Source organism: Acidobacteriota bacterium (genome assembly GCA_016700075.1).
Lineage (GTDB): Bacteria > Acidobacteriota > Blastocatellia > Pyrinomonadales > Pyrinomonadaceae > OLB17.
In genome coordinates, this window is record CP065000.1 from 577,812 (window position 1) to 594,847 (window position 17,036).

Genomic DNA, 17,036 nt, shown 5'->3' on the forward strand with positions numbered 1-17,036 from the left:
GCAAAACTCGCTCTGATGCTGGCCGCAGCTTAGGGCTTGATCGCCCGCTTTTTAGCATCTGCCGCCTCTTTCTTTCGCCTTTCAATCGCATGTTCGGTCTTAACGTCTGTTAGGATAAGCATCCCGCGCCCCACAACAAGGCGCGTCTTTATAGTAAACCCATCACATTCGACCGTGGCCTCATCACCCTCTCGCCGGCTCTGAACTTTCCATGCAGTAAGCGGGACACCCAACGAATCGTTGAACTGCAAGACCATTTCGTCAATCGATTCCCACGAAACATCGAAATCGTAGCTAACAAATACTTGATACAGATTCCCCTCGAAACTCACCAGACGCAGAGAGGCAATGCCGTCGAGACCCGGAATTTTCTCGCCACCAAGGTTAGATACACTTAGATCCTCAGTGCCGTCGACAAAAGGATATCGCGTCTTGAGAAAGCGTTTTTCAATTTCATTCATATCCGCACCGAGGTTGATGCCGCGGATGGCTGGCGCCGACTGAACGGAACAGGGCTCAAAGGGCAATCGCAACGCACGGCCACGCGTGACGATCGAATTCGGCAGCAGGCCGTTTACGGCGGCTAAGTCATTCGTATTGACGCCGTACTTCGCTGCGATCTCTTTCACCGTGGCCCGATCGTCCGACTTTACCGAGACCCCCCACTGTCCGTAGGCAATCCCATGAAGACCCAGTATTAGAAGGATTGCCAGGGAACCCTTTGCCGAAAAATACACCTGTTTCATATTTCAATATTCATTCGAATTCGTGATCATAGTCAACAGTAAATTCACTGTCATCCGATTCATCATTTAGCATTTTCGACAGCTCGATCAGGTCATCGTCAGATTCGAGCTTTCTGTCAGGGTCAAATATACTGCGAAGCCATTCGATCTTTTCATCGTCGATCAGCTTAGATTCCGTATCGCTCATAGACCTCAAGGCGTCGCATAACAAATCCCGAGCCGTAGATATCCGCCAGCTCCTCGACCGACCGCATGGCAAACAAGCCGAGCGGTAGCAAAGCACAATATGCAAATGCGTCGGCCTCCTTTTCATCGCGGCTATGCGTCGCCGACCCGCAATAGTTATCGATGGCGTCGTTACTTGGCGAGTGCATCAGATAATGTCCCAGCTCATGAAACATTACAAATTCGGCTAATCGCGGAGAAAGCTTTTGATTGATAACGATATAATGCCGTCCTTTCCGACAGGTATAAAATCCGTTTACGGTCAGCGGCATGTATCGGACGTGGATCTTCAGCTTTTTGGCTAGCCTGTTGAACGCATTCTCGTCCAGCGGCCTTTCATTCCAGCCGCACTTGAGATCGCTGATCTTGTCGAGAAAGCTCTGCATCTCTAATCGTCTTTGATCCTATCGAGAAACCTTTTGAAATCCGTGATGGCCTCTATCTTCTGCTTCTTGTCAAACGATTTCCAGCCGCCCATAAAACTGGCTCCCATCGTCTCCGGCATCTCCTCGCCTTCAAACTCGTACCATTCATTTAGCACGTCGAGCCAGTTGTCGTGTTTGTTTATCGAGTATTCAAGATCAAAAACTTTTGGCCCGGTCGACATCTCGCCTTCACCGGTCAGCAGCCAATCAATTGAACATTTCGTATAATCTCGATACTTCGCGAGCTTTGCGTAGTCGAGCTCCCTTGAGCCGTTAAGGACCTTGTAAACGCCCTGAACGCTGCTAAAACCCAATGTTTTCGCTATGAATTCCTTGTCGTTCGTTCCGAACGCTTGCAATAGCCTCTCACCTATGGAATTTTTTCTTTCCAAAATGGATAAATTTTCTTGACAGATACTATCCGTAACGGATAAACTTCTCGTGGCTTGGAAAACAAGACTCGTTTTCATAGCAACCACAACCGGAGAATTTTAACATGGACGAAAAACAAATCAAAAGAAAACTCGAGGACGACGGGCTCAGGGTCGCAGATCTTGCGAAACATCTCGCGTCTGACTTCGGAGTCAAAGAGACCTCGGCTGACAATATGCTCCGCGAACTGATCGCGGGCCGTCGCTGGTATCCGGTATACGCCAAATGGCTTCAACAAAACTACTTCATCACCGTGAATAAACCTGCCTGGCTCCTGCCGGTGCGCGAACGCCTGATGAAGAAAGCCGCTTAAAAGATAGCCTGTCGCCATAGGTGACAAAGGCTATCTTTTTTTGCCCGAGATCGGCTAGGTCTGATTTCGGTTCAAACGTTCCAACCCATAGACCGATGGAATCATACGAAGTATTACAAAAAGCGATCCCCGAGCAGCAGAGCCCAAAGGTGGCAAAGTTCCTCGGCGTTTCGGCCAACTATGTCAATCGTTGGCGTCGTCGCCCGCCCGAGGACGACGACCCGAACGCGACAGGACAACGATCGATCCTCGATCGCGTCTGCGATCTGATCGATGTTGTGTTTTTGATCAATCCCTCAGGCACCGGCCTCATCGTCGAGCATATATCGGCTCACCATGACGAGCTGCTGGCAAAACATGCGCGACCTATCACTTGCCGAACGACACAGGCAGCGACCGGTGCCAGCCTTTTGAACGAAGCCGTCGACGCGGTCAATGCGATCCACATCAACGGCTGCACATCAGAGACGCTTCGCCAGTTGGTCGAGCTTCGCGATGCCACCGACCTCGTCATTAAGCAGGTCGAAAAGACCATATCTCAGGAGGGTTACGATGCCTAAACCCAAGACAGCAGCACAGATCAGACGGATGTTCGGCCTTGCGAAACCGCTCGGCTGCGCCAAAGAGGATATCGAGGACCTCGCGTTCGATGTCACCAACGGCCGCACGTCGAGCCTTGCAGAGCTCACCTTTGCCGAGGCGAACGGCGTTATCGTGCGGCTCGGCGGCGAGGCTTTCGCGGACAATTACATTCCGCGGCGCACTCAGAATCACCACAAGCAGGTGGCCGGCATACCGACGATCGCGTCGGCCGCTCACCTGCAATACCTCGACGACATCTGGTTCACCGCACCGCACCGCACGGCCGAGGGTCTTGCCAGCATCTGCCGCCGGACGATCAAAGCCGACCGGCCGCGCACCGCTCAGGAATGCAACAAGATCGTCGAGGCGGTCAAACGAATGAACCGGGCCGCCGCGACCGACGCCGCGATCGCATCAACGGCACCGGCCGCACGGAGGCTCGCATGAAGATCTTCGTCCACATGGAAACCGCGATCTCATGTCGCTCGTGCAGAGGCATCCTCGAATTCTTTCGCAATTTCCCCCCGACCGGCGACCGTGGCAACGCCGGCTACGATCTCGAACAGTACGAGCGGGATGCCCTCGGATACTTTCATCACGAGGGCTGGATGCTCAAGGACAACGGCGACTGGTGGTGCGGCTGCACCGCTGATGTGACGCCGATCAGGAGGGCAGCATGACGGACATTTTTGACCGGTTATTTTTGATCATCTTCTTAGCACTCTCGTTCTCGGGCTTTATGGGTTTGTGGATCGGGTATTTTCTCGGCCAAATTACGGCCGCCGGACGTTCGCCGGTGCGTGGCGACGATGCCTGTGAGGACGAGCTATGACCACCATTGCAAGGATCACCGTGATCAAATGTGACGGGCTCGGATGCACTGCTGTGATAAGCCGCCACTCCCTGACGGTCGATGACGGATGGGTCGGCGCGATCCGGCATTTTTGCCCGGCCTGCAAGGACTCCGTCCTAAACGCGGCGGCCGTCGAAAACGACCGTCTGACAGCAGAATCGGTACTAAAACGTGCATTTCGGCGACAGCCGGAAACCACTGGAAGAACGGAGGAAAAACATGTTGTTAGCGCATGATCTACCTGAATCAGACTTTTTGCAGACCACGTTCAGTGATTGCGAGCGCTGTTTTGATATTGGCTGGCATGTCTCGCCTCAGGGCGGGATCAGCCGCTGCCCCGTGATCGCCGGAACACCGGGCGTTCACCATCCTTTGTCGCAGCCCGGCGAGAGGATATCTCGCTGCATCGAAGCCAAACTCGATTCACCTGTCGAACTCGACGCGTATCATTTCGAGGTCGCACGAACGCTGGCGGCAGCCACACGCGAGCGGCCAATGCATCGCGACGAGCTCATACGCCGTCATTTCTCGTTCGTCCGCGGCAGCGAGAATCAACGCCGCAAACTGACGCTGGCCGTCAACCATCTGCGGTCGATCTGGTTGCTGCCGGTCGGTTCCAGCAAGCGCGAACCATGCGGCTACTGGATCATAACGAATGAGTCGGATTTCAAAAATTGGATCGATTGGGCAGCCGCTGAGCCAGTAACGAAGCTCAATGAGCTTCGTGGTCTTGCACGGTTCAATTTTCCGATCTTCGCACGCCAGCTCGAGCTGCGTTTTGAGGAGGCGGCAAATGCCTGACCTCGCCTGCGACATTGCCGTATTCTGCGGCGGCCTGCTGCTGGCCGTCGTCCTGACTTGGGCCGACGCCGCGATCTCGCGAAAAGAGGACAGTGATGGCTAGAAACACGAAACGCGACGCCGCGAGCTATGTCAACCAGAACTTTTGCCGGATCTGGCAGGTCATGGAAGCCCTCGAGGGCACCGCGTTCGAGCCGGTCACGCGGGCACGCATCCGGCAGCGAACCAACCTCTCGCCCGACGCCGTAAAACGGGCCGTGATCACACTGAAAGAGCTGGGTTTGGCTGTGGAAACAGATGGAAAGATCAGCGTCGGGCCGCGCATCGCAAAATTCGCCCAACGGCTCGCCGATTCACGCGCTGCGTGAATTTAAAGCACGGTTTTTGACGCTAAGTTATTGATTTTATTGGAAACACCGATTCACGCGCGCGTGAATTTAAAGAAAGAGGAGAATTGATGGCTAAATTAAATGAACAAATTGAAAAGCTCAGGGACGATCACGCCCATGAGATGATCGACAATCTCACATCCGCACACCAGGAAAAGTCTCGCAACGACGCCCTATTCTTTTTGGGCCGCATTAAACAGAACGACCACATCGCCCAGGCGGTCGCGTCTAACCTGTCGGCTCAGTCGATACGCGCACTCGAACATTTTCAGCAGGAGCGGATGTACGAATCATTCGGCTACTCGACGTTTGTCGATTTTCTCGAAAAGAGTGAATGGTCGCCGATGACCAAACGCCAGTACTATGACCGTCTCAATACGCTTAGAGAGCTGGGCGACGAGGTCTTTGATCTGCTCACCTCAGCCGGAATTAGCGTCCGCGCACAAAAGTTGATCGGCAAAGGGGACATCACGATCTCTGAGGGGAAACTACTGATCGGCGATCAAGAGGTTTCGATAGACAATTCCGGCGTGATCAAACAGGTCCTGGTCGAGTTTGTTGATGAGATGCGGGCTAAGGACACCAAGATCAAGACGCTCGAACAAACCGTCACCGAGCGCGACACCACCATCGAAAAGGGCCGCGACGAGATCAACGACCTGCGTCGGGCACTCGACCACGAGGCAGAATCGTCGCCCTACGAGCGGGCACTGATGAACGCGATCAAAGCGATGATCACGCTGACCGGCGAGATCAAGGAACTCGACGCGGACGAACGCGGCGAACGCGCCGAGCCCGACCTTAAAACCCTCGCCGAGCAGTGGTTTCAGGCCCGCGATGCATACGGCGTCCGGATCAGTATGCACGAGCGACAGCCGGACACCGACGACGATCTCGACGCAGCTATAAACGAGGCCCTTGCAAACAGTGACGGCCTCGACGAATTGGATTACGTGGACGACGAGTAACGATCGCCCGCTTACCATCGGCAATCGTGCCGAACCGGCGACCGGTGGCTCGCCGTCAGCCCAAAAAGCCACCACGCTTTTCTCAAGGAGTTTTATGTCAGTCTCAAAGAAAACATTGACGCCGGAACAGGCCGTCATTCAACAGAAATACGTCGACGTTTACGGCCTGCAACCGTCGCAGATCACGTTCGATGGCGATAAACCCGACCCAATACTGGACCACAACGCGATCAGCATTCTGTCGCTAAAACTAACCAGTGTGGCATCGATCGGCATCGATAAGGTTGTCCGCGACGACAAATGGGTAACGGTGCATGGTTTGGTCACGCTCGCTGACGGCCGCTCACGCGGCTCCGTCGGGTCGTGCAAGTTGGGTTCGACGATCGCAAGCGGCAAACGCGTCGATTCCGACGAGGTCGCACTCGGCGTCGCAACGTCCCGGATGTATCGCCAGGCCATGCGAAATGTCGGCATCGATATCCACAAAGCACATCTTGAGTATCTGGCTACCGGGAAGATCGCCGGCGGCAATCTCGAGCACGATCCGCGATCGACGAAATATGCCGAGCTGCACATTCTTGCCGCCGAGGCCGGACTGATCGTCGGCCGCGATGACAGCCAGTATCGCAATCTGATCGCGGCAACCTACGGCGGCGTCACGTCGGCCAAGGAGCTCGACGATCTGGACCTGCACACATTTACCGAAATGGTTCGCGTTATCCGCAATTCGAATCAACGCAAAGCGGCCTGAGTTTGTTTTTACAGGGCGGCAACAGCCCGCCGCCCATTTTCTAATTACAATGAGAGCGAAACTATCAAAATTCGACACCTCAGAGATCCGCACGGCCATGACAGGGCTGTCGGGCTCGGCTGCTAAAGCCGAGGCCGCACGTCTGGCCGAGATCTATGGCGTACACCCGAATCACATCTATCGCATCACGCGTGACATCCGGAACACTGCCGATCGAAAGACCCGATCTGACGCCGGACGGCGCACATACGAGCTTGCCAAAGGTACCGGCACATGGTTCGCGGCATCGCTCGTGACGGCTCGAAACATCGACCCGCAGCTGGCACTAAAGACCGCCGCCGCCCAGGGATTTAACGATCTGCCGAGCCTTAGTTATTTTCGAACGATCCTCGCGGAAAACGGCATCGGGGCAAAAGCTCGCCGATCGCCGAAAAAAGCTCACCGCCGCGTCGAGGCCAAATATCCGGGCCATGTCTTCCAAGTTGACGTTTCAGCTCTCAAAACTCGCTGGCAGGACGAGCGAACTCGGCGCATCCTGCGGATCGAGGGCGTCGATAAGAACCATCCGCAAATGGACCCGCAGATACTGCGCGTCTGGCAGATAATGCTGATCGACGATTTCTCGCGGCGGCGATTTCTGCGATACTTCATCGCTCGTGCCATCACGTCCGAACAGATGGTCAGATTCCTCGCCGAAGCCTACAGCGAGCTAGGCGTTCCGCAGATCCTGTACACGGACGGCGGCGGTGAGTTCAAGGGCCGTCACAACGATGCTCTAAAGATCTTGAATCAGCTGCCGACGATCGAACAGACAGGCGGCTATAAGCACCTCGTTCACGAGCCCGACAGACCCCAGGCGACCGGCAAGGTAGAGACCTCGCACCGCTGGGCACAGCGCATCGACAATCTCGTAGGAGTCGTCTTAGACCAGGGCCGAAAGGTCGAGATCGAAAATCTCAATCTGATGGCAAATCGTGCCGTCTACGACTACAACGAAAACCACATTAACCGCACGACCGGCATGACACCGATGGCTCGCTGGCGGTCGAAACGTCCCGTTATCCGTCTTCTCGATCCCGACGTGGTCGAATCGGCTCTGCTCGCACGTCATTTCGAGCCGGTGTTGAACGCCGACATGACGATCAAGATCGACCGCATCAGCTACCGCATCGAGGCTGTCGCTCCCTTCGTCGACCATATCGGCCACAAATTACGCGTCGTCGTCCCCGCAAAGATCGACTCGATGCTGGTCTGCTTTCCGCAGCTCGACGGCAAATTTGGGCCAAAGAATACCGGCGAGTTTTGGGTACCCAAGGTCCACGCCGCCGAAGACAGCTTTGGGCAAATTCGCGAGATCGCGGAGACATCGGCCGAGCAGCTTAAAAAGGACCTCAAGGCCAGCTACAAAGAGGCGATGAAAGAGGTTCGCGAGATCAACAAGCTCACCGGCGAGATCGCCCCGGTACCGTATTACGATCTCGAACCGGCAGCCGCCGAAACGACCGGCGTCATCAATTTCCCGGACAACACGCGAATCGCGACCGCTGCCGAGATCGATTCCGTCGTTCCGGTACTGCACCCGGATTTTGAAGCCGATCGGGATCAGGACGCTCCGCAAACGACGGCCGATCGACCGGCATATATGGGCCGCGAATTGACGTTTTGGCAAGCGGTCAACGAATACAAGTCCCGTTTCGATAACGACCCTGCGGCGACCAAAGAGTTTCTCGATTCGATCTACAGCGACCGCGGCGGCACCGTCCGCAGCGGTCTGATCGAAGCCGAACTGCGATCCCGCAGTCAGCCGGTTCCGCTTCGTGCGGTCGGATAGTTTTCGCCCGTCTCACGACGGCATTCAGCAGAGGGTAAAGATATGACAGCCCAGTCGTACACAATAAAACCGCGTCCAAATAAACGCCAACACCAGAACACTCCGCTCGGAGCCCTGTTCAACAAATACGATATCTCGCTTTCGCGGGTGGAGCATTGGCTCGCGTCACGCGGAGCGAGCGTGAGCAGTCGAAAGACCGTCTCGAAACTCATACGTCATGAACTCTCGGCCGAATATTCGGCTGAGCTAAACCCGCTCATCGCTGATGCGATGCGCGAATACATGCTTTCGCTGGATGTCTCACACAGCGAGATCGATGCCGAACTCTCGGCAGTTTTTACCGAAGGAGAATACAAGCCCATGTCCACAAAACGAATTGAACTGACCGATGCCGAACTCGACTGGTTCGGCTTGAAACACGATCCCTTTGCTGAGTTTCCGCGACACGCGGACGAGGTCTTTATCTCGCCGGAGCTCCAACGGATCATCGACCGCGTAAAGGACGCGATCAAATACCCGGCTTTCATATCGGTCACCGGCGACATCGGCTCCGGCAAGACCGTAATTCGAGCCATGATCGAGGACTATTGCGCCACCCAGCCAAATGTAAAGGTGATCTGGCCTGAGTTTTTCGACATGGGCCGGATCTCGCCGATCCAGATAGCTCACGCGATCCTGCGGCATTTCGAGGTTGCCCGCATCCCTCGATCGACCGAGGCTGTCGGCGATCTTGTCAAACGAACGCTCGAACGCCAGTTCCAATCGGGCAACCGCGTAACGCTGGCCTTTGACGAATGTCACCGCATGAGCGATGCCGCTCTGTCGTCGCTCAAGAACTTCTTTGAAATGGGATCGGGCGGTTTTCAACGGTGGCTCAGCGTGATGCTGTTCGGCCAGCGTGTCTTTGATGCTCGTCTCGAGGACCAGAAATTTCGCGAACTGAATGAGCGCATCATTCCCAACCCGATGCCGGACTTTCAGGCATATTCTGCCGATTACATGCGGTTTCGCCTAAAGCGTGCGAACGCTCCGGACGATCTATTTGATGCCGACGCTGTAAAGCTCATTTCAGGCCACGCCACTACGCCGCTGCAGCTCGGCAATATCGCTAACAAAGCGCTGCGTCTGACGCGTGACGACTTTGCAGAAAAACAGGTCGTCGGCCAAGCGATCAAGGAAAAGATGTTCTTTGAAAATCGCACGGCCAGCCCATTTGCGAAACGTCGCGGGGCATAACAGCTTTCCTCGCGGGCCGGAGCGTGACACGCCGGCACGACGGAACCCGGGGCTTTCTTTGGTTGAGAAACAACCGGCCCGCGAGGAACCACGAGATCTCAGATCTCAAATTTGAAATTGAACTTTAGGAGAGCCAAACCATGAAACCAGTATCACCGATAGTCAAAGGCTGCGAGGATCACGAGATACGGATCGCAGAAAACCAGGACGAATACGAGACGTTGCCGGCTCTTCCGGTCGACCATGGCCAACGGATCTTGACCCGTTGGAGCCTGACCTGGCGAGAACGGCTCACCCTTCTATTCAAAGGCAATGTCTACCTCCACGTTTGGACTTTCGGACGGCCGATCCAGCCGCTTTATATGGAGGTCGACGAACTGAGACAACAATTAGATGAGCTGAAACGCTCCGGCACGCGGCCGCAGGCTCGACCGACGATGCAGCTCGCCGCCAACGGCCGAACCTGCCGAACGTGCCGACACGCGACCCGGATCAGCTACTTCTATAAATGCGGCCTGGCTCAAGACAAATGGACGGGAAGCAGAAACACCGACATCCGCCTGAAAGACCCGGCCTGCGCCAAATACGAGGAGCGGTAGATGGGGATACGAACCTGGACAACTGAACAGATCGAGTTTCTCCGCGAGAACTGCGGCCGGCTCTCGTATGCCGAGATCGCGGAACGGCTCGGCAAGACGGCGGCACAATGCAAGAGCCAGGCGTCGAATCTCGGTTTTACGCGTTCGCGTAAATGGCCCGACGCCGATATCGAACTGCTGCGGCAAATGTATCCGGACCACCGATCGATCGACATCGCCGAACGGCTGGGCCGCAAACTTTCGGCGGTCCATTGGATGGCCAACAAACTCGGGCTCAAGAAAAGCGATGCGTTCAACGCCAGCGAGCTCTGCGGACGCATAACTAAGGAGAACCGCGTCCGCCGAGGACTCGAACACAGGTTCCCAAAGGGCCACAAACCATGGAATGCCGGCACAAAAGGATTGGCCGGCCTGCATCCAAACTCTCGCCGTACGCAGTTCAAAAAGGGCAGCTTAAGCGGCCGTGCGGCTGAGGTCGTACAGCCGATCGGAACCGAGCGGCTGCAAAAGGACGGCTACCGTCAGCGAAAGGTCAATAATGATCTGCCGTTCCACCGTCGATGGAAAATGGTCCATCACATCGTTTGGGAACAGCACAATGGTCCTATCCCACCTGGGCACAACGTCGTCTTTCGCGACGGCGACAAAGCGAATATCACGATCGAAAATCTCGAACTCGTGTCACGGACCGAATGGATCGATCGTCATCGAGCCGAAACCCTGTACCCAGAACCCCTTGTTAAAGCTATCCGGCAGCTCGCCGGTATGAAAAGGAGACTGAAACGATATGCCAAAGAACAAGATCGAAGATCTCAGAAACCTGCTGTTTGAAACGATGGAACGCCTGATGGACGACGACGACAAAATGGACGTCGATCGTGCCCGTGCCGTTGCCCAGGTCGGCTCGGCGATCGTCGAAACCGGAAAGGCTGAGCTGCAGTACCTGCAATTGGTCGGCCGCGGCCGTTCGAGCTTTATCGAGATCGAACCGCCCGAACCGCCCGAACCGGTCGCACGGCTCGCGGCCGCACCGCCGCCGCCGGCCTTAAGCGAACCGATCGAGATATCACCCGACGACCGTCACGAGGATCTGTGTCAAAAATGCGTTCTGCCGGACTGTGACGAATCTAGTGACAAATGCCTCGTCCGCATTCAGCGAAAGGCAGCCTGACCACTATGCTAGAACTCAGCGAATACACCTACTTTGACGAACTCGATTTCCGTGCCTATTTCCGCCGCTTCCGGGCGGTCATCCTTGCGGCCGACGCAGCCGGTGCCGACGACCCCGAATATCGCGGCCTGACCGTCGGCGAGATCAACCGACGCCTCGGTGATCACGCTAACAAACAATGGACCGCTGACTGCCTTCAGATGGCGGCCGTGTTCCGTGCCGGCCTCGTCCCCGAACGCTACTCGTTCCGCCGCCGCGACACCGTCCGGTCCATACCGCGTGATCAATGGGATTCCATCCCTCGGCCCGAATGCCGGCGTCACTATACCGCTTTCGAGATACCGATGCACGAACGCCGCTCTCGCCGCCAAACATACTAATGCAGACCGAAACCATCAACGCCCTGATCGAACTCTTCCGCAACGCCGTCGCACTCCACGGCGGCGACGTCACCAATATCTCGATCACCATGCTCCGCACCGACGACGATGCCGCTGAAAACCGTTTCGACCCTGAATCTCCCGAGATCCCCGAAACATGGGAAATACTATGAACGACCTCGAATACACCGACCGCACCATCATTCACCACCGCGTCGCCTTGCTCGCAAAGACCGGAAAGCCCCTCGGCCTGATGTCCGTCGCCATCACGCCGACTCACAATCTCGTCGCCCATTTCAACCCGGGCTTACCGCCCGGCAAACAGGTCTTTGTAAGACCCTTCGAATCCCGCCGTGACGCTGAATCGAACTTCGACGAGGCTCTCGCCGTCTCCCGCGATCGCGGCTGGACCGTCATCTACAACGGCCCACGCCTCAACTGCCCGTATCGTAGCTGACATATCCGGCTTTACCCAAAACCAGCCGCCGGTGATAGACTCACTGTGTTATGAATAATGTACCGCTAAACCGTCTCGATCACTGGCCTTCACCGTCTGCACCCACCGGGTATTGATGATAAGTGAGCGGACGCATGAAATGTTATATCTGCCGGAATTATCAGTTGACCCTGTCAACCACTTTACCGATCGGCAACCATGTGGTGACTCAAAATTCCCACCGTTATAACATTGTCCTATACTAACTTATAACCTCTCCCCTCACAGAGAATCTCGATTGTGTCGCCCTTCTTAAGTTTGTACGGATTTTGCTGCGGGACGAGTTCGACCGGATAGCCGAGAACCGTCTTGAAGTCATCGGTCTGCTTTTTGCCGACTTGCAGGATCGCTTTAACGTGCTTTGCGTAGCGCTCCTTCGCGTCCTTTTCCAGTTCCCCCGTTTTACGCCGTTCTTCAAGCGTATCGGGCAGGCCGTCTTCCTTTAGGTAAGCATTGAATTCTTCCGCTTTCAAGGCGATTTCTCGTGTCTTAGTTGAAAGTCCGATAACGTAGGTGCCCGCCGCAGCGGTTGTGAGGTTCATGAACGCCGTGGTTTCATTCTTCGTAAAATCTTTTTCTAGTGGATGAACCCTTTTGCCATCCGAAATCACACTCACATCGTTCAACCGGGCGAAGGACACCGCTCCCTCGCTAGCCTGAAATGTTCCGTTCATTATCTGGACCGTAAACTTTGAGTTAGGCTCCAGAAAATAGCTATCGGTTTTGAGAAACAGATCGTGCGCAAAAACCGACGCGACCAGCGATAGCAATAAAATAAACCCTAATATCGTTCGTTTTTTCATTTCGATTTTCCTCTTTACTTGATTTCAAAAGTCAGCGTCGCCCATTTCGATTCGTAATTCAGTTTTGAGTCGTCGATCTTTACCATATTGATAAACTTGGCGTACCATTTGCCCGCGCCGGTGAGTTTGACTTTGAGCATGCCGTCCTTGTCGGTGCGGGCACTGGTTTCGCCCAGCATTTTGCCCACGGCCTCATAGCCGGTTGTGACGATCTGGCCCGCGAGCGGTTTGCCGTCCTTGAGACATAAGATATCGAGCGAGGCTCCCTTTTTTAGTTTGTAGGGATCTTGCTGGGGCACCATCTCGACGGCGTATCCGAGAACAGTCTTGTAGCTATCAGTCGTTTTATTCCCCGCCTGAAAGATCGCTTTGACATATTTCGAGTAACGATACTTTGCGTCCTTATCGAGCTCGCCGTCACGCGTTCGGTTCTCCAAAATATCCGGGATGCCTTCGGCCGGGAGGTATTTGTTAAACTCGGCCGCCGGAAGAGCGCTTTCACGCCATATCGTCGATAGACCGGCAATGTAATTACCGGCCTCTTTCGGAGTGACGTAAAAAAAGCCGTGGTTTCGTTTTTTGTCAGGTCCGCCTCAACCGGATGCGTTCTCGAGCCGGACGGCGAAACCACACTCACATCGGTCAAGCGAGCAAACGATACCGCTCCCTCGCTTTTCTGAAACGTGCCATTCATCACGCTGATCGAAATCTTCTGGTTGACCTTAACGAAATAGCTGTCGAGCTTCAAAAACAGGTCGTTCGCGAAAGCGGGTAGGGCGAGCAGTGCGAAAAGCAGCAGTGCGGTAATAGTCTTTTTCATTGTAGTCTCCTGTTTATTTCTTTCGTACTTTTGTGCAACCGAACTGTTCCGAACAGCGTATTGAACGAATTCGTTTCTCTAATGCCGGCGAAGCCTGCCGTTTCCAACAAATCCGGCAACAGCCCGCCAAAGCTGTCGGCAGTCGTTTCAAAGCCGTCGAGAAACTGAATGAAACGAGAAGAAATCTTCATAGCCGCATTTGCCGGCAAGCCCCAATCGGCGACGTGAAATTCGCCGTTCGGTTTAAGGATCCGGGATACTTCACCCAAAGTCTTGACTTTATTTTCTCGCGACAGGTGGTGAAAGAATAAACTCGAAATTACCTTGTCAAAAGATTCATTTGCGTACGGCAGGTCGAATGACATGCCCTCGTCAAACCGGATCTCGACACCAGCAGATCTTGCTTTCGTTTTCGCTATGGCCAAAATTTTTTCATCGCCATCAATCCCGACAACTTCGGCCCGCGGCTGATCTTGTTTCAATAGGATCGTGAGCGTCGCGGTGCCGCAAGCAAGATCGAGGACACGATGACTGGCTTCGATGCTGGCTTGTTCTACTAAAGCCCTTTTGAAAACCTCGTCCCGTGTGGTAAAACGCACAACTGTGTCGTAGAACGGCGTTAGCCAGTCGTAGCTGAGAGCGGGAATGTATTTTTCATTTTTCATCCTGCCTACAATTTCAAATTTCTTAACCGCAGTGCATTGACGATAACCGACACCGAGCTAAAGGTCATCGCGGCGCTTGCGATCATTGGGCTAAGCAAAAGACCGAATATCGGATACAGGACGCCTGCCGCAATCGGTACGCCAATCAGATTGTAAATAAACGCGAAGAACAAGTTTTGACGTATGTTTTTCATCGTCGCTTCGCTTAGCTTTTTCGCTCGTAGAATGCCGCGCAAGTCGCCTTTCAAAAGCGTTATATCGGCGGATTCCATTGCTACGTCGGTTCCGGTTCCCATCGCGATTCCAACTTCGGCCTGAGCAAGCGCGGGCGCGTCGTTCACGCCGTCGCCGGCCATTGCCACGATTTTTCCCGTCGCCTGCAGCTCTTTGATCTTTTCCGCTTTTTGCTCGGGCAGCACATCGGCAAAAACTTTATCAATACCGAGTTTTTTCGCAACCGCATCCGCCGTAACCGGATTGTCTCCGGTCATCATTACGACTTCGATCTTCTGTCTGTGCAGTTCATCGATTGCCGCTTTAGCTGACTCCTTGATCGTGTCCGCGACGCCAACGAGTCCTGCGGCTTTTCCGTCCACGGCAATAGACATCACCGTTTGCCCCTCGGCCCGAAGCTCGTCCGCTTTTCCATCCGCCGGGAAATTAATGTTGTTCTCCGTCATCAGCTTCGCATTGCCGAGCAGTATCTTTTTCCCGTCGATCGAACCCGTGATCCCTTTACCCGTGAGGGATTCGAAATCTTCCACCTTTGCCAATGCGACACTTTGCTCTTCGGCACCTTTGATAATCGCTTCCGCAAGCGGATGCTCGCTCGACTTCTCGAGACTTGCCGCAAATCGGAGGATCTCGGTCTCGGACAAACCGTTTAACGAAATCACACTCTGAAGCCGTGGCTTGCCTTCGGTCAGCGTGCCGGTCTTATCGACTACGATCGAATTGACCTTCTCCAGGATCTCGAGAGCCTCCGCTTTTTTCACCAGGACTCCGTGCCGTGCGCCGTGCCCCGTGCCGACCATAATTGACATCGGGGTCGCGAGACCAAGGGCGCATGGACAGGCGATGATCAAAACCGAAACCGCCGCGACCATTGCGGAGGCGAAACTGCCGAAGATCAGCCATACGGCGAACGCGACAATCGCCACGAGAATAACCGCTGGAACAAAGTAAGCTGACACGACATCGACGAGACGCTGGATCGGAGCGCGGGAGCGTTGGGCCTCACCCACCATGCGGACGATTTGAGCGAGCAGCGTGTCACTGCCAACCTTCTCGGCCTTCATCAGAAACCCGCGCCTACCGTTGATCGTACCGCCGATGACAGTGTCCCCAGGGGATTTCTCGACCGGTATCGACTCGCCCGTCACCATTGATTCGTCTACCGAAGTGTCCCCTTCCAGTATCGTGCCGTCGGTTGGAATCTTTTCGTTGGCCTTGACTCTCAAACTCGCGCCGATCTGTACATCCTTGAGTGCGATCTCGGCTTCAGTGCCGTCATCGAAAACCGCGATTGCAGTTTCCGGCGCGAGTCCGAGAAGGGCTTTGATCGCGCTTGAGGTTTGGCTTCTGGCTCGAAGCTCAAGAACCTGCCCGAGGAGAACAAGGGTCGTGATCACCGCCGCCGCTTCGAAATAAGCCGCAATCAATCCGGTATGTACATTCTTGATCGATTCAGGGAATACGTTCGGCAAAAATAGGGCGAAAAGACTAAAAAGATAAGCCGCTCCGGTGCCAATTGCGATCAGCGTGAACATGTTCGGGCTGACATTCTTGACCGAAGCCCAGCCTCGCCGGAAGAAAGGAAACCCACCCCAGAGGACAACGGGTGTAGCCAAAATGAACTGTATCCAAATAGAAGTCGTTGGTGAAACTAACTCGTGAAAACCCGGCCACATTTCTGCCATCGCCAATCCGAAAACCGGGAGAGTTAAAACGGCGGAAATCCAGAACCGCCGTTTCATATCGATGTATTCCGGGTCAGGCGCGTCGTCGAGGGTCAGCACCTTAGGCTCAAGCGCCATGCCGCATTTCGGACAGCTTCCCGGACCTATCTGCACTACCTCCGGATGCATCGGACAGGTGTACTCCACGCCAAGGCTTTCGGCCTCGAGCTTTTCTTCTTTTCTTTCCTGAAGAAGGCTCGCCGGATTTTGTTTGAACTTATTCAGGCAGCCTGTCGAGCAGAAATAATAGGTCTCGCCTTCAAAATCATACTTGCCCGCCGAAGTTTCGGGAGCCACCGACATTCCACACACCGGATCGACAAACTCGCCCGCCCGCGCCGCCTTCATATCGCCATGCGTGACGATCTTCCTGCTCTCCCGCCCGATCCCGACAAAACCACTCTCCGGAACGCCCTGCGCTTGAGCGATAAATTTCTGCAAACAGCCTATTGAGCAAAAATAATAGGTTTTGCCCTCATGATTAAAGCTTCCGGCCGCCGTCCCCGAATCGACAGTCATTCCACATATCGGGTCGATGAATTCTTCTTTTGCTGTACTTTGTTTTCCCGTTCCTGTCATGGTTCCACCTCCT

At 54.7% G+C, this 17,036-nt stretch carries 25 protein-coding genes and 1 pseudogene; 18 read left to right on the plus strand and 8 right to left on the minus strand.

All coding sequences use genetic code 11. The features are described from left to right. Positions 1-29 precede the first annotated feature (29 nt). The 4 genes from IPM50_02715 to IPM50_02730 are packed head-to-tail and all read right to left on the minus strand — an operon-like array spanning position 30 to position 1,788. Positions 30-746: a LysM peptidoglycan-binding domain-containing protein gene (locus IPM50_02715; GenBank protein ID QQS33513.1), complete on the minus strand. Its 717-nt coding sequence runs from the start codon at positions 744-746 to the stop codon at positions 30-32. Positions 747-756: 10 nt separating this feature from the next. Then, complete coding sequence (locus tag IPM50_02720) at positions 757-933, minus strand: hypothetical protein (protein QQS33514.1); 177 nt, start codon at positions 931-933, stop codon at positions 757-759. Then, the gene (locus IPM50_02725) at positions 914-1,357 is read right to left on the minus strand and encodes an ImmA/IrrE family metallo-endopeptidase (protein ID QQS33515.1); all 444 of its coding nucleotides are present in this window, start codon (positions 1,355-1,357) and stop codon (positions 914-916) included. The genes IPM50_02720 and IPM50_02725 overlap by 20 nt, the downstream gene beginning before the upstream one ends. 2 nt (positions 1,358-1,359) lie before the next feature. Next, the gene (locus tag IPM50_02730) at positions 1,360-1,788 is read right to left on the minus strand and encodes a hypothetical protein (GenBank protein QQS33516.1); all 429 of its coding nucleotides are present in this window, start codon (positions 1,786-1,788) and stop codon (positions 1,360-1,362) included. A gap of 104 nt (positions 1,789-1,892) precedes the next feature. On the opposite strand from IPM50_02730, the gene IPM50_02735 reads away from it, so the two are divergent. The 18 genes and pseudogenes from IPM50_02735 to IPM50_02820 all read left to right on the plus strand — a co-directional run bounded on the left by IPM50_02735 (position 1,893) and on the right by IPM50_02820 (position 12,159). Then, complete coding sequence (locus tag IPM50_02735; protein QQS33517.1) at positions 1,893-2,141, plus strand: hypothetical protein; 249 nt, start codon at positions 1,893-1,895, stop codon at positions 2,139-2,141. Positions 2,142-2,236: 95 nt separating this feature from the next. Then, positions 2,237-2,701 carry a hypothetical protein gene (locus IPM50_02740; protein ID QQS33518.1) on the plus strand — a complete coding sequence of 155 codons (465 nt, stop codon included), beginning with the start codon at positions 2,237-2,239 and terminating at the stop codon, positions 2,699-2,701. Then, entirely contained in the window at positions 2,694-3,170 is a 477-nt protein-coding gene (locus IPM50_02745; protein ID QQS33519.1) for a hypothetical protein, read from the plus strand. The genes IPM50_02740 and IPM50_02745 overlap by 8 nt, the downstream gene beginning before the upstream one ends. Beyond that, positions 3,167-3,403, plus strand: a complete 237-nt coding sequence (locus IPM50_02750; GenBank protein QQS33520.1) for a hypothetical protein — start codon at positions 3,167-3,169, stop codon at positions 3,401-3,403. Before IPM50_02745 ends, IPM50_02750 begins: the two co-directional genes overlap by 4 nt. Further along, positions 3,400-3,555 carry a hypothetical protein gene (locus tag IPM50_02755; protein QQS33521.1) on the plus strand — a complete coding sequence of 52 codons (156 nt, stop codon included), beginning with the start codon at positions 3,400-3,402 and terminating at the stop codon, positions 3,553-3,555. The genes IPM50_02750 and IPM50_02755 overlap by 4 nt, the downstream gene beginning before the upstream one ends. Next, on the plus strand, positions 3,552-3,812 hold the full coding sequence (locus IPM50_02760; GenBank protein QQS33522.1) for a hypothetical protein: 261 nt from the start codon (positions 3,552-3,554) through the stop codon (positions 3,810-3,812). The genes IPM50_02755 and IPM50_02760 overlap by 4 nt, the downstream gene beginning before the upstream one ends. After that, positions 3,796-4,377 carry a hypothetical protein gene (locus IPM50_02765; GenBank protein QQS33523.1) on the plus strand — a complete coding sequence of 194 codons (582 nt, stop codon included), beginning with the start codon at positions 3,796-3,798 and terminating at the stop codon, positions 4,375-4,377. Before IPM50_02760 ends, IPM50_02765 begins: the two co-directional genes overlap by 17 nt. Positions 4,378-4,472: 95 nt before the next feature. Beyond that, on the plus strand, positions 4,473-4,745 hold the full coding sequence (locus IPM50_02770; protein QQS33524.1) for a hypothetical protein: 273 nt from the start codon (positions 4,473-4,475) through the stop codon (positions 4,743-4,745). Between the two features lie 89 nt (positions 4,746-4,834). Beyond that, a complete protein-coding gene (locus tag IPM50_02775; protein ID QQS33525.1) occupies positions 4,835-5,734 on the plus strand; it encodes a hypothetical protein in 900 nt (299 codons plus the stop codon). A 94-nt stretch (positions 5,735-5,828) separates the two neighbouring features. Beyond that, the gene (locus IPM50_02780; GenBank protein ID QQS33526.1) at positions 5,829-6,485 is read left to right on the plus strand and encodes a hypothetical protein; all 657 of its coding nucleotides are present in this window, start codon (positions 5,829-5,831) and stop codon (positions 6,483-6,485) included. A 49-nt stretch (positions 6,486-6,534) separates the two neighbouring features. Further along, entirely contained in the window at positions 6,535-8,316 is a 1,782-nt protein-coding gene (locus tag IPM50_02785) for a DDE-type integrase/transposase/recombinase (protein ID QQS33527.1), read from the plus strand. A gap of 42 nt (positions 8,317-8,358) precedes the next feature. Beyond that, complete coding sequence (locus IPM50_02790) at positions 8,359-9,552, plus strand: AAA family ATPase (protein ID QQS33528.1); 1,194 nt, start codon at positions 8,359-8,361, stop codon at positions 9,550-9,552. Between the two features lie 140 nt (positions 9,553-9,692). Continuing rightward, entirely contained in the window at positions 9,693-10,151 is a 459-nt protein-coding gene (locus IPM50_02795; GenBank protein ID QQS33529.1) for a hypothetical protein, read from the plus strand. Continuing rightward, entirely contained in the window at positions 10,152-10,982 is an 831-nt protein-coding gene (locus tag IPM50_02800) for an HNH endonuclease (GenBank protein ID QQS33530.1), read from the plus strand. Next, a pseudogene (locus IPM50_02805) lies at positions 10,939-11,136 on the plus strand (hypothetical protein). Before IPM50_02800 ends, IPM50_02805 begins: the two are co-directional and overlap by 44 nt. A 191-nt stretch (positions 11,137-11,327) precedes the next feature. Further along, positions 11,328-11,702, plus strand: a complete 375-nt coding sequence (locus IPM50_02810; GenBank protein QQS33531.1) for a hypothetical protein — start codon at positions 11,328-11,330, stop codon at positions 11,700-11,702. Beyond that, positions 11,702-11,875 carry a hypothetical protein gene (locus IPM50_02815; GenBank protein QQS33532.1) on the plus strand — a complete coding sequence of 58 codons (174 nt, stop codon included), beginning with the start codon at positions 11,702-11,704 and terminating at the stop codon, positions 11,873-11,875. The genes IPM50_02810 and IPM50_02815 overlap by 1 nt, the downstream gene beginning before the upstream one ends. Next, complete coding sequence (locus tag IPM50_02820) at positions 11,872-12,159, plus strand: hypothetical protein (protein QQS33533.1); 288 nt, start codon at positions 11,872-11,874, stop codon at positions 12,157-12,159. The genes IPM50_02815 and IPM50_02820 overlap by 4 nt, the downstream gene beginning before the upstream one ends. Positions 12,160-12,395: 236 nt before the next feature. Here the strand turns inward: IPM50_02820 and IPM50_02825 are convergent, their stop codons facing one another. The 4 genes from IPM50_02825 to IPM50_02840 form a co-directional block, all read right to left on the minus strand. Beyond that, positions 12,396-13,001 (minus strand): DUF4198 domain-containing protein, encoded by a 606-nt coding sequence (locus IPM50_02825; protein ID QQS33534.1) that lies wholly within the window; start codon positions 12,999-13,001, stop codon positions 12,396-12,398. A gap of 14 nt (positions 13,002-13,015) precedes the next feature. Beyond that, the gene (locus tag IPM50_02830) at positions 13,016-13,528 is read right to left on the minus strand and encodes a DUF4198 domain-containing protein (GenBank protein QQS34440.1); all 513 of its coding nucleotides are present in this window, start codon (positions 13,526-13,528) and stop codon (positions 13,016-13,018) included. Positions 13,529-13,817: 289 nt separating this feature from the next. Then, complete coding sequence (locus tag IPM50_02835; GenBank protein ID QQS33535.1) at positions 13,818-14,486, minus strand: class I SAM-dependent methyltransferase; 669 nt, start codon at positions 14,484-14,486, stop codon at positions 13,818-13,820. A gap of 5 nt (positions 14,487-14,491) precedes the next feature. Beyond that, entirely contained in the window at positions 14,492-17,023 is a 2,532-nt protein-coding gene (locus tag IPM50_02840) for a heavy metal translocating P-type ATPase (GenBank protein QQS33536.1), read from the minus strand. Between the last annotated feature and the right edge of the window lie 13 nt (positions 17,024-17,036).